The sequence below is a fragment of the Microbacterium sp. 01T413_2 genome (assembly GCF_056398985.1).
The window spans coordinates 70,387-87,685 of the sequence record NZ_JBFTQL010000013.1 but is presented as its reverse complement, the minus strand read 5'-3'; the positions used below and the strand labels follow the sequence as shown (position 1 = coordinate 87,685).

General features: G+C 69.7%; 18 protein-coding genes and 1 tRNA gene. 12 read left to right on the top strand and 7 right to left on the bottom strand.

Annotated elements, in window-relative coordinates:
- Window positions 1–309, bottom strand: a 309-nt coding sequence (locus tag AC1DMN_RS09215) for a hypothetical protein (protein ID WP_477384130.1), incomplete at its 3' end; no start/stop codon positions are given.
- A 196-nt stretch (window positions 310–505) separates the two neighbouring features.
- Between AC1DMN_RS09215 and AC1DMN_RS09210 the strand changes: the two genes are divergently transcribed.
- The 3 genes from AC1DMN_RS09210 (at window position 506) to AC1DMN_RS09200 (ending at window position 3,459) form a co-directional block, all read left to right on the top strand.
- Window positions 506–1,573 (top strand): ABC transporter ATP-binding protein, encoded by a 1,068-nt coding sequence (locus AC1DMN_RS09210; RefSeq protein ID WP_477384128.1) that lies wholly within the window; start codon window positions 506–508, stop codon window positions 1,571–1,573.
- Window positions 1,574–1,578: 5 nt separating this feature from the next.
- Entirely contained in the window at window positions 1,579–3,117 is a 1,539-nt protein-coding gene (locus AC1DMN_RS09205; protein WP_441976204.1) for a hypothetical protein, read from the top strand.
- Window positions 3,118–3,192: 75 nt separating this feature from the next.
- Complete coding sequence (locus tag AC1DMN_RS09200; RefSeq protein ID WP_045272272.1) at window positions 3,193–3,459, top strand: DUF3039 domain-containing protein; 267 nt, start codon at window positions 3,193–3,195, stop codon at window positions 3,457–3,459.
- A gap of 64 nt (window positions 3,460–3,523) precedes the next feature.
- On the opposite strand, the gene AC1DMN_RS09195 is transcribed toward AC1DMN_RS09200, so the two are convergent.
- Entirely contained in the window at window positions 3,524–4,846 is a 1,323-nt protein-coding gene (locus AC1DMN_RS09195; protein WP_477229391.1) for a nicotinate phosphoribosyltransferase, read from the bottom strand.
- A gap of 64 nt (window positions 4,847–4,910) precedes the next feature.
- On the opposite strand from AC1DMN_RS09195, the gene murI reads away from it, so the two are divergent.
- The 5 genes from murI (at window position 4,911) to AC1DMN_RS09170 (ending at window position 8,960) form a co-directional block, all read left to right on the top strand.
- Window positions 4,911–5,744, top strand: a complete 834-nt coding sequence (murI, locus tag AC1DMN_RS09190; protein WP_477229390.1) for a glutamate racemase — start codon at window positions 4,911–4,913, stop codon at window positions 5,742–5,744.
- Window positions 5,741–6,502 carry a ribonuclease PH gene (gene rph / locus AC1DMN_RS09185; RefSeq protein ID WP_477229389.1) on the top strand — a complete coding sequence of 254 codons (762 nt, stop codon included), beginning with the start codon at window positions 5,741–5,743 and terminating at the stop codon, window positions 6,500–6,502. Before murI ends, rph begins: the two co-directional genes overlap by 4 nt.
- Complete coding sequence (rdgB, locus tag AC1DMN_RS09180; protein ID WP_477229388.1) at window positions 6,499–7,089, top strand: RdgB/HAM1 family non-canonical purine NTP pyrophosphatase; 591 nt, start codon at window positions 6,499–6,501, stop codon at window positions 7,087–7,089. The genes rph and rdgB overlap by 4 nt, the downstream gene beginning before the upstream one ends.
- 54 nt (window positions 7,090–7,143) lie before the next feature.
- On the top strand, window positions 7,144–7,932 hold the full coding sequence (locus AC1DMN_RS09175; RefSeq protein WP_441976200.1) for an alpha/beta fold hydrolase: 789 nt from the start codon (window positions 7,144–7,146) through the stop codon (window positions 7,930–7,932).
- Between the two features lie 95 nt (window positions 7,933–8,027).
- A complete protein-coding gene (locus AC1DMN_RS09170; RefSeq protein WP_441976199.1) occupies window positions 8,028–8,960 on the top strand; it encodes a cation diffusion facilitator family transporter in 933 nt (310 codons plus the stop codon).
- Window positions 8,961–8,978: 18 nt separating this feature from the next.
- Here AC1DMN_RS09170 and ligD read toward each other — a convergent pair whose 3' ends face one another.
- Complete coding sequence (ligD, locus tag AC1DMN_RS09165; protein WP_477384126.1) at window positions 8,979–10,988, bottom strand: non-homologous end-joining DNA ligase; 2,010 nt, start codon at window positions 10,986–10,988, stop codon at window positions 8,979–8,981.
- A gap of 46 nt (window positions 10,989–11,034) precedes the next feature.
- Here ligD and ku point away from each other — a divergent pair, with 46 nt between their 5' ends.
- Entirely contained in the window at window positions 11,035–11,871 is an 837-nt protein-coding gene (ku, locus tag AC1DMN_RS09160; RefSeq protein WP_477229387.1) for a non-homologous end joining protein Ku, read from the top strand.
- 7 nt (window positions 11,872–11,878) lie between these two features.
- Here ku and AC1DMN_RS09155 read toward each other — a convergent pair whose 3' ends face one another.
- The 4 genes from AC1DMN_RS09155 to AC1DMN_RS09140 all read right to left on the bottom strand — a co-directional run bounded on the left by AC1DMN_RS09155 (window position 11,879) and on the right by AC1DMN_RS09140 (window position 14,961).
- Window positions 11,879–12,565, bottom strand: coding sequence for a DedA family protein (locus AC1DMN_RS09155; protein WP_477384124.1), 687 nt, complete (start codon window positions 12,563–12,565; stop codon window positions 11,879–11,881).
- A 153-nt stretch (window positions 12,566–12,718) separates the two neighbouring features.
- A tRNA-Leu gene (locus AC1DMN_RS09150) sits at window positions 12,719–12,800 on the bottom strand.
- Window positions 12,801–12,848: 48 nt separating this feature from the next.
- Entirely contained in the window at window positions 12,849–13,691 is an 843-nt protein-coding gene (locus AC1DMN_RS09145) for an aldo/keto reductase (RefSeq protein WP_477229386.1), read from the bottom strand.
- Between the two features lie 58 nt (window positions 13,692–13,749).
- A complete protein-coding gene (locus tag AC1DMN_RS09140) occupies window positions 13,750–14,961 on the bottom strand; it encodes an MFS transporter (RefSeq protein WP_477229385.1) in 1,212 nt (403 codons plus the stop codon).
- 110 nt (window positions 14,962–15,071) lie between these two features.
- On the opposite strand from AC1DMN_RS09140, the gene AC1DMN_RS09135 reads away from it, so the two are divergent.
- The 3 genes from AC1DMN_RS09135 to AC1DMN_RS09125 all read left to right on the top strand — a co-directional run bounded on the left by AC1DMN_RS09135 (window position 15,072) and on the right by AC1DMN_RS09125 (window position 17,274).
- Window positions 15,072–15,521, top strand: coding sequence for a MarR family winged helix-turn-helix transcriptional regulator (locus tag AC1DMN_RS09135; protein ID WP_441976193.1), 450 nt, complete (start codon window positions 15,072–15,074; stop codon window positions 15,519–15,521).
- A 78-nt stretch (window positions 15,522–15,599) separates the two neighbouring features.
- Window positions 15,600–16,094 carry an ATPase, T2SS/T4P/T4SS family gene (locus AC1DMN_RS09130; RefSeq protein ID WP_477229384.1) on the top strand — a complete coding sequence of 165 codons (495 nt, stop codon included), beginning with the start codon at window positions 15,600–15,602 and terminating at the stop codon, window positions 16,092–16,094.
- A 301-nt stretch (window positions 16,095–16,395) separates the two neighbouring features.
- Window positions 16,396–17,274 (top strand): hypothetical protein, encoded by an 879-nt coding sequence (locus tag AC1DMN_RS09125; RefSeq protein ID WP_477229383.1) that lies wholly within the window; start codon window positions 16,396–16,398, stop codon window positions 17,272–17,274.
- Window positions 17,275–17,299 lie beyond the last annotated feature (25 nt).

Sequence of the window (17,299 nt, the reverse complement as noted above, 5' to 3'; positions counted from 1 at the left end):
GGTCAAGGCTGCGACGCCGCGCGCCACGCGCGCGCCGCGCGCCACGGCCAAGGGCTCGACGGCCGCCGGGCGCGCGACGGCTGCGGCGAAGAGCACCGCTGCGGCTGCGGGAACCGAGGCGCCGGGGGACGCCTCGAGCTCGGAGGCCGGTGCCACCACGGCGAAGCGCACGACCGCAAAGCGCGCGACCACGCCGAAGACGACGGCTGCGAAGAGCACGGCCGCGAAGACGACGGCGGCCAGGACCACGGCCGCGCGGACGACGGCGGCGAAGAGCACGGCATCGAAGAGCACGGTATCGAAGGACACAGCCGCGAAGCGCACTCCGCGGGCGAAGGCCGAGGGCGCGGCGCCTACGACCGCACCCGCCGCCCTCGCCGCGCAGTCCGCGGCCTCCGTTGCAGAGGTCGTGAACCCGCCGTCCCCGGCGGAATCGGCGATCGAGACGGAACCGGACCAGCACACGCCCTCCCCGGAAGAGGCCGTGACGGGGCATGATGCTCCTGTGGACACCGAACTGGGGGCGGCCGCGCCGGCCGCGGATTCGGCGCAGGGCGCAATGGGGCCCGACTCACGGCCGGGGACCGACGCCGCATCGGCGGAGATCGTCGACTCCGTGCCCGAACCGACGGACTCGGACGGATCCGCCGAGCCCGAGCCTGAGCCTGAGCCTGAGCCGGCCGACCCCGCGCCCGCGCAGACGACTTCGAGCGAGCCACCTACGGCTCCGCCTGCAGAAGAAGACGCATCCGCGTGGCAGGACGTCGCGGAAGATGCCGCCGCGGTGTCGGAGAGGCCTGCCGCAGACGTCGACGGACAGGCCCTCGTCGTGCGCGGGCTCGTCAAGCGCTTCGGCGACTCCGTCGCAGTGGCCGGGATCGACCTGACCGTCCCGGCCGGGTCCTTCTACGGCATCGTCGGGCCCAACGGCGCCGGCAAGACCACCACCCTCTCGATCATCGCGGGGCTGCTGCGCCCCGACGAGGGCACGGTGCGGATCAGCGGAATCGATCAGAGTGCGGATCCGGCTGCCGCGAAGAAGGCGCTCGGTGTGCTGCCTGACCGACTGCGCACCTTCGACCGGCTCACCGGACGTCAGCTGCTGCACTACTACGGTCTGCTGCGGGGACTGCCCGCCGACGTCGTCGAGAAGCGCGTGGCAGATCTGGCCAGGGCGTTCGATCTCACCGGTGCGCTCAGCCGCGTGGTCTCCGACTACTCCGCCGGTATGACGAAGAAGATCATGCTCGCCGGCGCGATGATCCACTCGCCGCGCGTGCTGGTGCTGGATGAGCCGTTCGAGTCGGTGGATCCGGTCTCCTCCGGTGTGATCCTGGACATCCTGCGCGCCTACGTCGCACACGGCGGCACCGTCGTCCTCTCCAGCCACGGCATGGATCTGGTCGAGCAGGTGTGCGCGCGGATCGCGATCATCGTCGGCGGCGAAGTGCTCGCCGAGGGCACGGTCGACGAGGTGCGCGCGGGGCAGACCCTCGAACAGCGCTTCGTGGAGCTCTCCGGCGCGGCCTCCGAAGTGGAGGGGCTGGAGTGGTTGCACACGTTCTCCGACTGAGACTGATGCTGGCGCTCGGCGCGCTGCGCGGCGACCGCAGCCGAGTGACCCGCACCATCCTGGCGCTGCTGCTCACCGCCGCGGCGACGACCGTGTCGGTCATCGCGATCCGCAGTCTTGCGCACACCTCCGAGGCCGCCGCGCACACGGTGATCGTGCTGGGCAGCTCGGCGGTGGTGCTGGGGTTCTTCGTGGCGCCGATCCTGGCGGGGTCCGTGGACCAGCTGGATCCGCGCCGCTTCGTGGTGTTCGGGGTCGATGAGCGCCGGCTTCCGCTCGTGCTCACCCTCGCCGCCTTCGTGAGCGTGCCGAGTCTGGCGCTGCTCGTGATCCAGGTGGCTGTGGTGATCGTCGCGATCTCGTTCGGAGCGCCCTGGGTCGTCGCGGTGCTCTCCGCGCTGCTGACGTTCGTCACGGCGGTGCTCGCAGCGCGCGTCGGGATGGCGCTCAGCGCGCGACTTCTGCCGGAGCGGCGCTCTCGCGAACTCACTGCGCTGTTCGCGCTCGCGGTGATCGTGATCGCGGTGCCGGTGTGCGTGTTCGTGGCCTCACTCGGCTGGGCTGGGGCGGTTCCCCCGGTCCTGCATGCCGTGGCCGGGGTGCTGGGCGTCACGCCGCTCGGCGCGTCTGCGGCGCTCCCGTTCCTCGCCGCATCGGGGCAGGCGGGTGCCGCGTGGGCGGCGGCCGTCATCGCGGTGCTGACGGCTGCGGTCGTCACGGCCGGGTGGCTGATGCTCGCCCGGCGCGCGCTGAGCACGACAGAGCGGCCGACAGCGGTGCGCGAGCGCCCGGGCCTCGGCTGGTTCGGGTTGCTGCCGTCGAATGCGTTCGGCGCCGTGGCGGCGCGCAGCCTGGTGTACTGGCTGCGGGACCGCCGCTACATCATGAACTTCGTGATCGTGCCGATCGCCGGCGCGCTCACCGTCGTGCCGCTGCTGGTCGCCGGGGTGCCGGTCGAGATCGCCGCGGCGTTGCCGGTCACGGTGATGGCGCTGTTCTTCGGCTGGCTCCCGCACAACGACGTCGCCTACGACTCCACGGCGTTCTGGATCCACGTGGCGAGCGGCATCAAGGGAGTGCCCGATCGGCTGGGCCGGCTCGTCCCTGTGCTCCTGATCGCAATCCCGACGTTGGCGGTGGCGATCCCCGTCACGCTCGCCGTGATCGGGCGCTGGTCCCTGCTGCCGGCGTTCGTGGGCGTGGTCGCAAGCCTGCTGCTGACCGGCCTTGGGCTGTCGAGCATCCTGTCTGCGGTGGCGCCGTACGCCGTCTCACGCCCGGGCGACAGCCCTTTCCAGCAGCCGCAGCGGGCGCGCGGTGGCGCACTGGGGCAGGCCGGCACGCTGGTCGGCGCCGTCGTGCTCAGTCTCCCGGCGCTTCTGCTGGCGTGGCCGGCGCTGGTGTCGGACGAGGCCTCCACGGCTCCGGCGCTGTGGACCGGGGGGCTGGTGGGCGTCGCCGTGCTCTTCCTCGGCGTCCAGACCGGCGGGCGTGCGTTCGATCGTCGTGGTGCCCAGCTGATGGAGTTCGTCGAGACGGCGTGAGCGGATCCGTCGGCGCTGCGATCGGATGCACGTGATCACGCGCCCACCCGGCCTCACGCGATTAGACTCGCGGTCATGAGTACCCCGCTGGATGCCCCGGACCAGGGCGGCGTCGCCACCCTCGATCGCGAACTCGAGCAGCTCCTCAACGAGGAACTGCAGGAGCCGGGAGACCACGAGCGGTTCTCCCATTACGTCAAGAAGGAGAAGATCCTCGAGTCTGCGCTCACCGGCAAGCCCGTGCGGGCGCTGTGCGGCAAGAAGTGGACTCCGGGACGGGACCCGGAGAAGTTCCCGGTCTGCCCGACCTGCAAGGAGATCTACGAGTCGATGGTCGGCTGACTCTCAGGCCACGTCGACGCCCTTCGACTCGTCGCTTCGCTCCTCGCTCAGGGACCGATCAGTCCTAACGGATATCTTCAAAAATGGTCGGGATCGCCGGATCCGACTTGCTGAGCGCGAGGGCGCGCACCGGCAGTTCCTCGCGCACCCTGAGGTGGTGCTCCCGCGCGGCGACCGTGCCGGCCGGACCCTCGAAGGCCGAGTCGATCTCACCGCCCTCGACGAGGGGCACCTGAAGCGCCCGCCCGTCGGGGTGCTCCGCGGCTCCGAGCTCCTCGAAACCGTCGGCGACGAGCACGGTCTCCGACTGCGCGACGCCGTCCGCGAGGATCCGGAACGCCGCCTTGCGCCCGCCCTTCGAGGCCTTGTCCGCCGATGCCTTGGCCACGGCGACCCAGCCGCCGTCGGATCCCTGCCGCGCCACGAGCTTGTAGACCATGCTCGCGGTGGGGTAGCCGGATCCTGTGACCACCGAGGTACCCACGCCGTAGGCATCCACCGGCGACGCGGCGAGGGCGGCGATCGCGTACTCGTCGAGGTCGCTGGTCACGGTGATCTTCGTCTCAGTCGCGCCGAGCTCGTCGAGCTGCGCGCGCACCTCGGCGGCCATGATGGGCAGGTCGCCGGAGTCGATGCGAACCCCGCCCAGCCTGGTGCCCGCCACGCGGATGGCCGTCTCCACGCCCTGGCGGATGTCGTAGGTGTCCACGAGCAGTGTGGTGCCGGTGCCGAGCGCCGCGATCTGCGCTCGGAACGCGTCCTCCTCGCTGTCGTGCAGCAGCGTCCACGAGTGCGCCGCGGTACCCATCGTGGGGATGCCCCAGGAGCGGCCCGCCTCGAGGTTGCTGGTGGCGCCGAATCCGGCGATGAATGCGGCGCGGGCTGCGGCGACCGCAGAATCGTCAGCCGCGCGGCGCGACCCCATCTCGGCGAGGGGGCGCTCTCCGGCGGCGATGCTCATGCGGCTTGCCGCCGTGGCGACCGCCGAGTCGTGGTTGAGCACGCTGAGCGCCAGGGTCTCCAGGATCACGGCGTCGGCGAAGGTGCCCTCGACAGTGAGGATGGGGGATCCGGGGAAGTACAGCTCGCCCTCGCGGTAGCCGCGGATCGTCCCAGTGAACCGGTAGCCCTCGAGGTAGCGCAGAGCGTCGGCGTCGACGACCTTCGCGTCGCGCAGGTAGCGCAGCTCGTCGTCGCCGAAGCGGAAGTCGCGCAGCAGCGAGAGCAGGCGGCCGGTGCCGGCGACCACGCCGAATCGGCGCCCCCCGGACAGTCGCCGTGAGAACAGCTCGAACACGCTCTGCCGCGCGGCGGTGCCGTCGCGCAGCGCGGCCTCCAGCATCGTGAGCTCATAGCGATCGGTCTTGAGGGCGCTGGACGCGGTCATGATCGACAGCATAGGACGCACACCGCACGGGACCGCGCGGATCCGGCGACTAGGCTGGAGCATCATGAACGACGCGCCGATCGGGATCTTCGACTCCGGGGTCGGCGGTCTCACCGTCGCCCGGGCGATCAGGGCGCAGCTGCCCCGGGAATCCTTCGTCTACATCGGCGACACCGCGCACTCGCCCTACGGGCCGAAGCCCATCGCCGACGTGCGCCGCTATGCGCTCGAGGTGCTCGACACGCTCGTCGACCAGGGTGTGAAGATGCTCGTGATCGCCTGCAACACGGCGTCCTCGGCGATGCTGCGAGACGCCCGCGAGCGCTACGACCTGCCCGTCGTCGAGGTGATCGGCCCGGCCGTGCGCCGGGCGATCTCGACCACGCGCAATGGTCGGATCGGCGTGATCGGAACGGTCGGGACCATCGGATCCCGCGCCTATCAGGACATGCTCGAGGTCAACGAGAACCTCTCGGTGTTCACGGCGGCCTGCCCGCGGTTCGTGGAGTTCGTGGAGGCGGGCATCACCGACAGCCCGGAGGTGCTCCGCGTGGCCGAGGAGTACCTGGCCCCGCTGCGGGACGCGGGCGTCGACACGCTCGTGCTCGGCTGCACCCACTACCCGTTCCTGCGCGGCGCGATCGGCTACGTCATGGGCGAAGGCGTGTCCCTCGTCTCCAGCGACGACGAGACCGCCGGCGATGTGTACCGGCAGCTGGTCCGGGGGGATCTGCTCGCCCCTGCCGACGCGCAGCCCCGCTACGTGTACGAGGCGACGGGCGCCTCGGCCGACGATTTCACCGCCCTCGCCAACCGCCTGATGGGCCAGGAGGTGCGGGGCGTCCGGCTCGTGCAGACCGGCGTCATCGACCTTCCCCACCTCAAGGAGATCCCATGACCATTTCCCCGTCTGACGACGCCACCATCCGCAAGGACGGCCGCACCGTCGACCAGCTCCGGCCCATCACGATCGAACGCGGCTGGAGCGCTCAGGCGGAGGGATCCGCCCTGATCAGCTTCGGCAACACGAAGGTGCTGTGCACGGCGTCGTTCACGAACGGCGTGCCGCGCTGGCTCACCGGCAAAGGCAAGGGCTGGGTCACGGCCGAGTACGCGATGCTGCCGCGGGCCACGAACGAGCGCAACGACCGGGAGAGCGTGAAGGGCCGCATCGGCGGGCGCACGCACGAGATCTCGCGCCTGATCGGCAGGGCACTCCGTGCCGTCGTCGACACCAAGGCTCTCGGTGAGAACACGATCGTGATCGACTGCGACGTGCTGCAGGCCGACGGGGGCACTCGCACCGCGGCGATCACCGGGGCGTACGTCGCCCTCGCCGATGCGATCGAGTGGGGCCGGCGCAAGAAGTTCATCGGACAGAAGGCCCAGGTGCTGCACGATTCCGTCGCCGCGGTGTCGGTCGGCATCATCGACGGCGAGCCCATGCTCGACCTGGCCTACGTCGAGGACGTGCGCGCCGAGACCGACATGAACGTCGTCGTGACCGGGCGCGGACTGTTCGTCGAGGTGCAGGGCACGGCCGAGGGTGCGCCCTTCGACAAGCGCGAGCTCGACACACTGCTCGAGCTCGGCGTGAACGGCTGTGCGGATCTGCGTGACCGCCAACTCGCGGCCCTCGCGGAGGAGCGGGCGTGAGGATCGTCCTCGCGACGCACAACGCCCACAAGGTCACCGAGTTCGGCGGGATCGTCGCGGCCACCCGGCCCGATCTCGAGGTCGTCGGCTACGACGGGCCCGAGCCCATCGAGGACGGCGTCACCTTCGAGGACAACGCCCTGATCAAGGCCCGTGCGGCCGCCGCGCACACGGGCCTGCCCGCGCTCGCCGACGACTCCGGCATCGCGGTGGACGTGCTGGGTGGTTCGCCCGGAGTCTTCTCCGCCTACTGGGCGGGGCAGCAGAAGGACGACATCGCGAACCGGGAACTGCTGCTGGATCAGCTCCGCGACATCGCGGATCCGCACCGTGCCGCGCACTACGTCAGCGTCATCGCGCTGGTGCTGCCGGATGGACGCGAGTGGACGGTCCGCGGCGAATGGCCGGGCCGGCTCGCGCACGCGGCCGTCGGCGCCGGCGGCTTCGGCTACGACCCCGTCTTCGTGCCCGAGGGGCAGAGCGGCGCCGAGCGTACGGTCGGTGAGTTCACGGCGGAGGAGAAGCAGGCTCAGTCGCACCGCGCCCGCGCCTTCGCCGCCCTGGTGCCGCTGCTCGCGGAACTCTGACCACCGCGAACCCGACCGTGGACGCCGTCGCGACCCGCGGGTAGCGTCGGCGGCGTGGACTTCGAAGACGGACGATCCCAGAGCCCGGCGCAGCTCTACTACCAGTGGCACGGTCCGGCGGGTGACGGACCGCCGCTGCTGCTCGTGCACGGCGGCGGCTCCACGATCGAAACGAACTGGGGTGCGCTGATCCCCGAGCTCGCCCGTGATCGCCGTCTACTGGCCGTCGAGCTGCAGGGGCACGGGCGCACGCCGACCGGATCCGGTCCCGCTTCATTCGAGCGCTCGGCCGATGACGTCGCGGGGCTCCTCGCCGAACTCGGTACCGGCGCGGTGCAGGTGCTCGGCTTCAGCAACGGCGGGCAGGTCGCTCTGCAGCTGGCGATGCGGCACCCGGCCCTGATCGCGCGGCTGATCGTCGCGTCGGCACCCTTCCAGCGGGACGGCATGATCGACGGGTTCTGGGACGGTCTTGCCTCGGGCGAGTTCGGCGACATGCCCGATGCCTACCGTGAGGCCGATGCGCTCGTCAGCGGGGATCCGGCGCATGCGGAGCGGATGTTCGTCCTGGACCGCGACCTCATGCTGACCGGGTTTCAGGACTTTCCGGGCGAAGGGGTCGCTGCGATCGCCGCGCCGACGCTGATCGTCGCCGGCGATCAGGACGTGATCCGCCGTGATCATGCCGTGGCACTCGCCGATCTGATCCCCGGAGCGCGGCTGCTCATCGTGCCCGGCGGCCACGGCGACTACCTCGGCGAGGTGTTCGCCACGGGCGAGGACCTCGCCCCGCTGCGTCGCACGCTGCCGATGCTGACCGATTTCCTGGACGACGTGTTCTGAGCCGCGCCCGACCGCACGCGCAACTGAGAATCATCCCCATTCCCGACTAGGCGAAAACCCCTCCGACCGGGGGATCCCGGCTCTACCCTGGAGGTATGCACGATCACGCACCCGCCACCGGGATCCGTTCCGCAGGCCATCGACGGCTGCTCGCGATCTCGCTGACGCTGACCTGCGTCATCATGCTCGTGCAGGTGGTCGGTGCGATCCTCAGCGGATCCCTCGCGCTGCTCGCCGACGCGGCGCACATGTTCACGGACGCATCCGCCCTGGTCATCGCGCTCATCGCGAGCGCGGTCGCGGCCCGTCCCGCCGACGATCGGCGCACGTTCGGCTACCAGCGCGCCGAGGTGTTCGGAGCGCTCATCAACGCGATCATCCTGATCCTGCTGTCGGCGTGGGTCGCCTTCGAGGGCGTCACACGGCTCCTGCACCCGACCCAGGTCGAGGTCGCCGGAACGCTCATGCTCATCGTGGCCGCCGTCGGCCTCGTCGCGAACGCGATCTCGATGTGGCTGCTCAGCGCGGCGCAGCGGGAGAGCATCAACGTGCGCGGCGCGTACCTGGAGGTAATGGGGGATCTGATCGGATCCGCGATGGTGATCGTCGCTGCGATCGTCATCATCACGACGGGCTGGATGCCCGCCGACGCGATCGCCTCCCTCGTGATCGCCGCGATGATCATCCCTCGGGCGGTCTCGCTGCTGCGCGAGGTGTTCTCGGTGCTCGCCGAGTCGGCGCCGAAGGGCACGGCCGTGAGCGAGATCCGCCAGCACCTGCTCGACTACCCTGGCGTCACTGGGGTGCACGACGTGCACGTCTGGCAGCTCACCCGCGGTGCGCCCGTCTTCACCGCGCATGTGTCGGTGCAGCCCGCGCTGCTCGTCGGCGGAGGAGCGTCGGCCCTCCTCGTGCAGATGCAGTCCTGCCTCGCCGAGCACTTCGACGTCGAGCACTCCACGTTCCAGATCGAGCCCGATGCGTCTGGTTCGGGCAACGCGGGCGACTGCGAGGCCGTGCACGCCTGACGGCCCTTTCGCGACCGGTCAGGACTCGACGACCACCTCGCCCGGCGACTTGTCCGGACGCAGGCCGCGCCAGCGCGAGTGCCTCAGCACGCCGTCGTCGGTCCAGTTCGCGAACTCGACCTCTCCGRCGAGCTCCGGACGCACCCACAGCGCGTCGGACGCATCGGCGACGGGGACGCCGTCCACGGCCGGCGCCGACGTGCGCAGCGCGTCCAACCGCGTGCCCAGCTCCTGCAGCATGCGATCCGTGAAGCCGGTGCCCACCCTGCCCACGTAGCGCAGGCCCGAGGGCAGCGCGGGGTCGGGGATCGCGAGCAGCAGCGACCCGATACGCCCGGTGCGGTCGCCCTTGCCGGGGCGGATGCCGACGATCACGACCTCCTGCGCGCGGGTGAGCTTGATCTTCAGCCACCGCGGTGAGCGCGCACCCGGGGCGTATGCCGACGCAGGGTCCTTCACGACCACGCCCTCCAGATCGAGCGCGGCGCTCGTGGCCAGGGCCGCATCGACGTCGTCGAACACCGGCGGCACGAGCACCGGCGCGGGCAGGTCGGCGGCGATCTGCTCCAGCAGCTCCCGGCGGTCGCGCAACGGCAGGGCGGTGAGGTCGTGCCCCTCCAGGCGGAGCAGATCGAACAGGTGGTAGCGCACCGGCGTGCGGATGACCTCGCGCTCGATCTCGCGTGCCCGGGTGAGGTGCATCCGATCCTGAAGGCGGTGGAAGCTCGGTCGGCCTGCGGCGTCCAGAGCGACGATCTCCCCGTCGACGACGGCTTCGCCCACGGGGAATCGGGGTGCGCCGTCGGCGGTGAGCTCGGGATAGCGGTCGGTGATGTCGGTGCCGCTGCGCGCTCGCAGCCGGAACCGGCCGTCCGACCAGGTCCCGATCGCGCGGATCCCGTCCCACTTGATCTCGGCCCAGCCCAGTCCGCGGGCCGTGCCCGGTGTGCCGTGGTCGGCGAGCATGGGGGAGTAGCCGGGGACCGGATCATCCGCCGGAGGGACGGAGGAGGCTTCTGGAGCGGTGGCCGTCCCGCCGGCCGCCGGTCCCGTCGAGGAGGCGACGCGCGTGCGGGCTTTCTCGACCGGTCGCCGATCCTGCCGACGCACGGTGAGCGGGGTGTCGGCCGTCGGCGGATGATTCTGAGTGATCACCGTGAACGGATCCAGCCCGCTCTCCGCCCGCTCGAGCACCTCGTCGAACCGCAGCTGCCGGAGATCCGGATCCTCCAGCTCCTCCCAGGTGCGGGGGGCGGCGACCCACGGCTGCGGGCGGCCGCGCAGCGAGTAGGGCGCGATCGTCGTCTTCTTGCCGTTGTTCTGGCTCCAGTCGAGGAACACCTTGCCTGCGCGCAGGGTCTTCGTCATCACGCTCGTCACGAGATCCGGGCGATCCGTCTCGATCGCCCGGGCGAGGGCGTGCGCGAAAGCGGAGATCTCCTCGCTCGTGCGGTCGCCGGGCAGGTGCGCGTAGAGGTGGATGCCCTTGCTGCCGCTTGTGACGGGCACCGGATCCATGCCCATGCCGTCGAGGATGCCGCGCGCGATGAGCGCCACCTCGGCGCACTGCGCGAGCGTGACGCCCGGTCCCGGATCCAGGTCGAGCACGAGACGATCCGGGTTGCCGCGCCCGCCGTCGGGAGCGAAGCGCCACTGCGGGATGTGCAGCTCGATCGCAGCGACCTGCGCCATCCAGACGAGCGTGGCGACCTCGTCGACGAGCGGATAGTCCTTCGCACCGCCGGAGTGCGGGATCTCCTGGCGCGGGATCCACCCGGGGGCGCCCGGTTCGAGCTGCTTGGCGAAGAAGGATCCCTGCGGATCCTCCGCGGTGCCGACGCCCTCCACCCAGCGTTTGYGCGTGACGGGGCGTCCGGCGAGGACCGGCAGCAGCTGCGGGGCGATCCGCGCGTAGTAGTCGATCACCTCGCCCTTGGTGGTGCCGGTGACCGGGTACACGACCTTGTCGAGGTTCGTCACACGCAGACGACGCTCGCCGATGCGCGCGAACTGCGGGCCGTCTGCCATGTCGTCAGGCTATCCCGCTGCTGCGGGAGTGGTGTGTACTGGTGCCATGAGGACGATCTGGAAGGGCTCGCTCACCTTCGGCCTGGTCAACGTGCCGGTCAAGGTGTACTCGGCGACGGAGGACCACGACGTCTCGCTGCACCAGGTGCACGACGCGGACGGGGGGCGGATCCGGTACAAGAGGGTGTGCGAGATCTGCGGACAGACCGTCGCCTACTCGGAGATCGACCGGGCCTACCAGGACGAGTCGCAGACCGTGGTGCTGACCAAGGATGACCTGGAGTCGCTGCCCGCCGAGCGCAGCCGGGAGATCGACGTCGTGGAGTTCGTGCCGTCGGACCAGGTGGATCTGCTCACGCTCGACAAGGCGTACTACCTGGAGCCGGATTCCAAGTCGCCCAAGGCCTATGTGCTGCTGTGCAAGACCCTGGAGGCCACGGACCGCACCGCGATCGTGCGTTTCACCCTGCGTCAGAAGACCCGGCTCGCGGCCCTGCGCGTGCGCGGCGATGTGCTCGTGCTGCAGACGCTGCTCTGGGCCGACGAGGTGCGCGAAGCCGACTTCCCCATCCTGCAGGAGGAGGTCACGGTCTCCGACAAGGAGCTCGAACTGTCGGCGTCGCTCGTCGAGGGCTTCTCCGCCGACTTCGACCCGAACGCGTTCGTCGACGAGTACCAGGTCGAACTGCGCACGCTCATCGACGCCAAGATCGAGAAGGGCGAGGCGTTCGAGAAGGAAGAGACGTTCGCGCCCGCCGAGAAGGGCGGTGAGGTCATCGACCTCATGGAGGCGCTGCGGGCGAGCGTCGAGAAGTCGAAGGCCGCGCGTGCGGCGGCCTCCGAGAAGGGCGATGCGGACGGAGCCGCCCGCGACGCCGGCTGAGCTCGGCTCAGATCTCCGGCTCGACGGCCGGGATCCCCGCGGCGGACTCCTTCTTCGCCTTGCGGCGCTCGTTGAAGTAGTGCCAGGCGGTGACGGCGAGCGTGAGCGCGACGACGCCGAGCAGGATCACGTCGATGTACTTCGTCACGAGGTCGGCGACCCAGGGGATGTAGGCGATCAGGAAGCCGACGTAGGTGAGGCCGAAGCCCCAGATCAGGGCGCCGATGAGGTTGTACAGGCTGTACTTGCGCCACGGCATGTGCCCGACGCCGGCGGCGACGGGCGCGAAGGTGCGCACGACCGGCACGAAGCGCGCCAGGATCACGGTGAGACCGCCGAAGCGCTCGAAGAAGTGGTTCGTGYGCTCGACGTTCTTGCGGCTGAACAGACCGGACTCCTTGCGCTCGAAGACCGCAGGGCCGCCCTTGTGCCCGATCAGATAGCCGACCTCGCCGCCCAGGAACGCCGCCAGTGCGATCAGCAGGCCAACCGCCCAGATGTCCAGCCCGAAGACGTGGTTGGTGTGGGTCAGCAGGCCCGAGATGATCAACAGCGTGTCGCCCGGAAGCAGGAACCCGATGAGCAGACCTGTCTCGGCGAAGATGATGAACAGCACCACGGCGAGCGCCCAAGGGCCGGCACCGTTGATGATGACGTTCGGGTCGAGCCAGGGGATGAGGGCGGCGTGGTGCACAGGTGAGTCCCGTCCGTGGAGTCGTCGCTGGAGTGTTCGCCGAGATGCCGGCTTCTGTGAAGTCTAGAGCGGGCAGGTCTCGCTCGGCTGGGAGAGCGACGCGCGGAATCGGCGCTGGTGGGGTGWCCTCGGGTCACCCCACCAGCGATGCCGTGCGGAAGGTGGGACTTGAACCCACACGCCCGGAGGCACAGGAACCTAAATCCTGCGTGTCTGCCAATTTCACCACTCCCGCGGGTGGACCCAGTCTACTGAGGCCGGATCCACCCCATTCCTCTGCCGATCAGCCGTGGAACTCGTGCGGGTGCGGTCCCGTGCGGCCGTCGCGGTCGAGGGCGTCGATCGCGGCGAGCTCGGTGGCGTCGAGATCGAAGCCGAACACGTCGAAGTTCTCCGCGATGCGGCTCGGCGTCACCGATTTCGGGATGACCACGCGGCCCTGCTGCAGATGCCAGCGCAGCACCACCTGGGCCGGAGTGCGGCCGTGCCGGGCGGCGATGGCCGTGATGGCGGGATCCTGCAGCACCGCGCCCTGGGCGAGCGGGCTCCAGGCCTCCGTGGTCACGCCGGCCGCGGCGTCTGCGGCGATCACCGCGCGGTTCTGGAACGCGGGGTGCAGTTCCACCTGGTTGACCGCGGGGACGACGGATCCGGTCTCGAGGATCCGCGCGAGGTGCACGGGCTCGAAGTTCGAGACGCCGATCGCGCGCATCCGGCCGTCGGCGTAGAGCGACTCGAGGCCGCGCCAGGTGCCGGCGTAGTCGCCGTCACCGAGCTCGGGCCAGTGGATCAGGTAGAGGTCGAGGGCGTCCAGGCCCAGCTTCTCGAGGCTCTCGTCGTACGCGCGGAGGGTCGCGTCGTAGCCCTGCTCGGCGTTCCACGCCTTCGAGGTGATGAAGAGCTCGTCGCGAGGGATGCCGGATTCGGCGATCGCGCGGCCGACACCCCGCTCGTTGCCATAGATCGCCGCGGTGTCGATGCTGCGGTATCCGGTCCGCAGGGCGCTCGCGACGGCGGCCGTGGTCTCGTCGTCCGAGACCTGGAAGACCCCGAAGCCCAGCTGGGGCATGGCCACGCCGTTGTTCAGCGTGATGGTGGTGTTCGGGGTGATGGTGGGAACGGTCATGTCGTTCGTCCTTCTGTGCGTGTTGCGAAGAGGGTGTCGTCGGGGGCGGAGCCGGGGATCAGCGCGCCACCCCGGCGGGGACCGGAGTCGTGGTCGTCGGAGTGTGCGCTGCGCCTGGACGCGCGGTGCCGCGACGAGCGGTGAGCGCGGCGATCACCATCACGACGAGAGCGAGTGCGGTGATGCCGGCGCCGATCCAGATGGGGGAGGTGTATCCGAGGCCCGCGGCGATGCCGACGCCGCCGGCCCAGGCCCCGAGCGCGTTGCCCACGTTGAACGCGCCGATGTTCGCGCCGGATGCGAGCGTCGGGGCCGACGACGCGTATCCCATGATCCGGGACTGCAGCCCGGGCACGGTGCCGAATCCGAACCCGCCCATGAGGAAGAGAGCGACGACGGTGGCCGGACCGCTCGACGCGAAGAGCGCGAATCCGACGAGCACGACGATGAGGGCCGCGACGAAGACGATGAGCGTCACGTCGATGGATCGGTCCGCTGCCTTGCCACCGGCCCAGTTGCCGAGGAAGAGGCCCACGCCGAACAGCACGAGCAGCCACGGCACCATCGTGGAGGCGAAACCGCTGACCTCGGTGAGCGTGTAGGCGATGTAGGTGAACGCGCCGAACATGCCGCCGTACGCGAGCACGGTCACGATGAGTGAGAGCCACACCTGGCCGGAGCGGAAGGCGCCGAGCTCGTCGCGCAGGCGGGTGGGCGGGATGTCGTGCGTCGCCGGCACGAGCAGGGCGATCCCCACGAACGCGACGACCCCGATGATCGCGATCGCCCAGAACGTGGCGCGCCAGCCGAGCTGCTGGCCGAGGAAGGTGCCGAACGGGACGCCGAGCACGTTGGCCGCGGTGAGGCCGGTGAACATGATCGCGATCGCGCCCGCCTTCTTCGCGGCGGGGACGAGCGAGGCGGCCAGAACCGATCCGATGCCGAAGAACGCCCCGTGCGTGAGCGCGGCGATGATGCGGCCCACCATGGCGAGGCCGTAGCCCGGGGCGAGCGCGGTGACCGCGTTGCCGATGATGAAGAGCACGATGAGGCCGAGCAGCACGGGCTTGCGCGGAAGGCGAGTGGTGGCGGCGGTCAGGAACAGCGCGCCGACCACGACGCTCAGCGCGTAGCCGGAGATGAGCCATCCGGCGGCGGCCTCGGTGACGCCGAAGTCGGCGGCCACCTCGGGCAGCAGGCCCATGATGACGAATTCGGTGAGGCCGATTCCGAAGGCGCCGAGGGCGAGGGCGATCAGGCCGAGAGGCATGGGGGAACTCCTGATACAGTGAGATAGTTGCAGACGCGGGTTTTTGCGTCRGTGACCACAATACTTGCACGTGCAAATAGAAAGCGCAAGCAACTACTTTTGGAGGATCCATGGGCATCGCCGATGACGCCGTCGAGATCCGCGCCCGCGGATGGCGCACGATGGCCGCTCTGCACGCCATGATCGAGGCCGAGCTGGAGCGTGCGCTGTCGACCGAGGCAGGGCTCTCCGTGGTCGAGTACACGGTGCTGGAGGCGCTGAGCCGGCAGGACGGCTGGCACATGCGCATGCAGCAGCTGGCCCGTGCCGCGGCGCTCAGCCCGAGCGCGACCACCCGGTTGGTGAACCGGCTCGAGGACCGGGGGCTGCTCACCCGGATTCTCTGCGCCGACGACCGTCGCGGGATCTACACCGAGCTCACCCCGAGCGGGCAGAAGCTGTACGAGCGCGCACGTCCGGTGCATGACGAGACGCTGGAGCGGGTGCTCGCCGATGCGGCCGAGCAGCCGGAGCTGCTGCCGATGGTGGAAGCTCTGCACGACGTCGCGCGCGTCGGCTGACATACCTCCCGCGCCGTGCAGGGGCGGGTCTGTGGATAACTTCCGAGGCCGGCCCTCGGTTCCTGCGACGATGCGGGGGTGAGCCTGTCGACCGCTGCCGTCACCGAGAGGGTGCGCGCCCGGCTGCGTGCCGAGCGGACGGATCCTTCGGTCCATCCGGATGAGGCGCGGCGGATCGCCCAGTTCGAGGTGCGCCGTCACAACGATCAGGCGCTGGCTCGCGGCACGGCCACGATCGACGACGAGGCGGCGTGCGTGAGGGACATCCTCGCGGGGGTTGCCGGATACGGTCCGCTGCAGCCGCTGCTCGAGGATGACACGATCGAGGAGATCTGGCTGAACGGCCCCTCCCGTGTTTTCATCGCCCGAGAGGGGCGCAGTGAGCGTGTGCCGATCACGCTGACCGAGGCGCAGCTGCGCGATGTCGTGGAGCGCATGCTGCACTCCACGGGCCGGCGTGTGGACATCGGGCAGCCGTTCGTGGATGCGTCCCTTCCGGACGGCTCCCGTCTGCACGTCGCGATCGCGGATACTGGTGGAGTTGCCTATTCGAAAGTGAATTATTCCGGCTAGCGCGGCGCTCTAAGATCTGCCTCGCGGCGTATCTGACATCGTTCGCACAGAGACTTGGGGGAAAGATGAGCCACCCCTGCGGGAGAATGTCCGAGTGCCGAGCAGATGCGTGTTTTGTGGTTCCGACGCCCCGCTGACCCGTGAACACGTCTTCGGGAAATGGGTGGCGAAGACCGGGCTGGACCTCGCACCGCTAGAGCATCATGCGGGTCCGCTGAACGCGTTGCCACGGCACCTGGGAAATCAGCCGCCGTACCGGCAGGAGGTCAGAGATGTGTGCGGCGCTTGCAACAACGGGTGGATGAGCAGACTCGAAAAAGCCGCGGGGCCTGTACTAACCCCAATGGTTCTCGGCCAACCCAGCACTATTGCTGTGGAAGATCAGCCGATGGTCGCGAGGTGGGCGCAGAAGACCGCCCTGACGGCGATGCTGCTGTCAAGCAAAGGGCAACGGGACGACGGGTACGGGCTCTCACCAGTCGAATACCGCGCCCTGTACGACAACCGCGAGTCGATGGGCCCGCTCGCGGGCAGCCAGTTCTGGGCGGGGCGGTTTGAGGGAGATCGAGCATTCGCGGCGGTCCGGGTGACGCCGCTGACCGGGCGCATCCCGGGGCACCCAGAGCCCCACACTCCTCAGGCGTACGCGATGACGATCGTGCTCGGCGCGCTGATACTCCACGGAGTCCGGTTCACACCTCCGGCGCGTCCCATCGACGCAGCCATGACGCATGGGTTCCCGCAACTGTGGCCGACGATCTCCCCGGTAAACTGGCCAGCGGGTCAAGTGTGCACCGAGGAGAACTTCATCTCACTCGCTGACGCAGGCATGTTGCGCGTCGGGAACGATGAGATCCAGTTGCAGCCCTGGACGCAGGCGGCCCAGCTGCCGCAAAGCGGAATCGAGAACGGGGCCGTGAAGGTCCGAGCGCTGTGCCACAAGCATGACGTCTACTACCCGCCCGTCCTCCTGCAGGAAGCACTCAGCGGGACGTTCTACGCCTTCATGGTGGCCTGCGAATGCTCCGCGTACATTGTCCACACCGATGCTGACCGCGTCCGATTCCGTGCGGCCGCCCCGCCCGAGGTCATCAGCAAGATGTACGAGGACATGCCGGGAGATGAGTACATCTTCCGGGACCGTAACGGCGAGTTCATCTGCAAACAGCTCCCGGCCTGACCCGCCGGTTCTCGGCTGGGCGAAG

Bases quoted from the DNA above. Each gene is read 5' to 3' on its own strand.
- AC1DMN_RS09205 (WP_441976204.1), top strand. From the start codon at position 1,579: ATGCTGGCGCTCGGCGCGCTGCGCGGCGACCGCAGCCGAGTGACCCGC.
- AC1DMN_RS09200 (WP_045272272.1), top strand. From the start codon at position 3,193: ATGAGTACCCCGCTGGATGCCCCGGACCAGGGCGGCGTCGCCACCCTC.
- AC1DMN_RS09195 (WP_477229391.1), bottom strand. From the start codon at position 4,846: ATGACCGCGTCCAGCGCCCTCAAGACCGATCGCTATGAGCTCACGATG.
- murI (WP_477229390.1), top strand. From the start codon at position 4,911: ATGAACGACGCGCCGATCGGGATCTTCGACTCCGGGGTCGGCGGTCTC.
- rph (WP_477229389.1), top strand. From the start codon at position 5,741: ATGACCATTTCCCCGTCTGACGACGCCACCATCCGCAAGGACGGCCGC.
- AC1DMN_RS09170 (WP_441976199.1), top strand. From the start codon at position 8,028: ATGCACGATCACGCACCCGCCACCGGGATCCGTTCCGCAGGCCATCGA.
- ku (WP_477229387.1), top strand. From the start codon at position 11,035: ATGAGGACGATCTGGAAGGGCTCGCTCACCTTCGGCCTGGTCAACGTG.
- AC1DMN_RS09145 (WP_477229386.1), bottom strand. From the start codon at position 13,691: ATGACCGTTCCCACCATCACCCCGAACACCACCATCACGCTGAACAAC.
- AC1DMN_RS09140 (WP_477229385.1), bottom strand. From the start codon at position 14,961: ATGCCTCTCGGCCTGATCGCCCTCGCCCTCGGCGCCTTCGGAATCGGC.
- AC1DMN_RS09135 (WP_441976193.1), top strand. From the start codon at position 15,072: ATGGGCATCGCCGATGACGCCGTCGAGATCCGCGCCCGCGGATGGCGC.
- AC1DMN_RS09125 (WP_477229383.1), top strand. From the start codon at position 16,396: ATGAGCAGACTCGAAAAAGCCGCGGGGCCTGTACTAACCCCAATGGTT.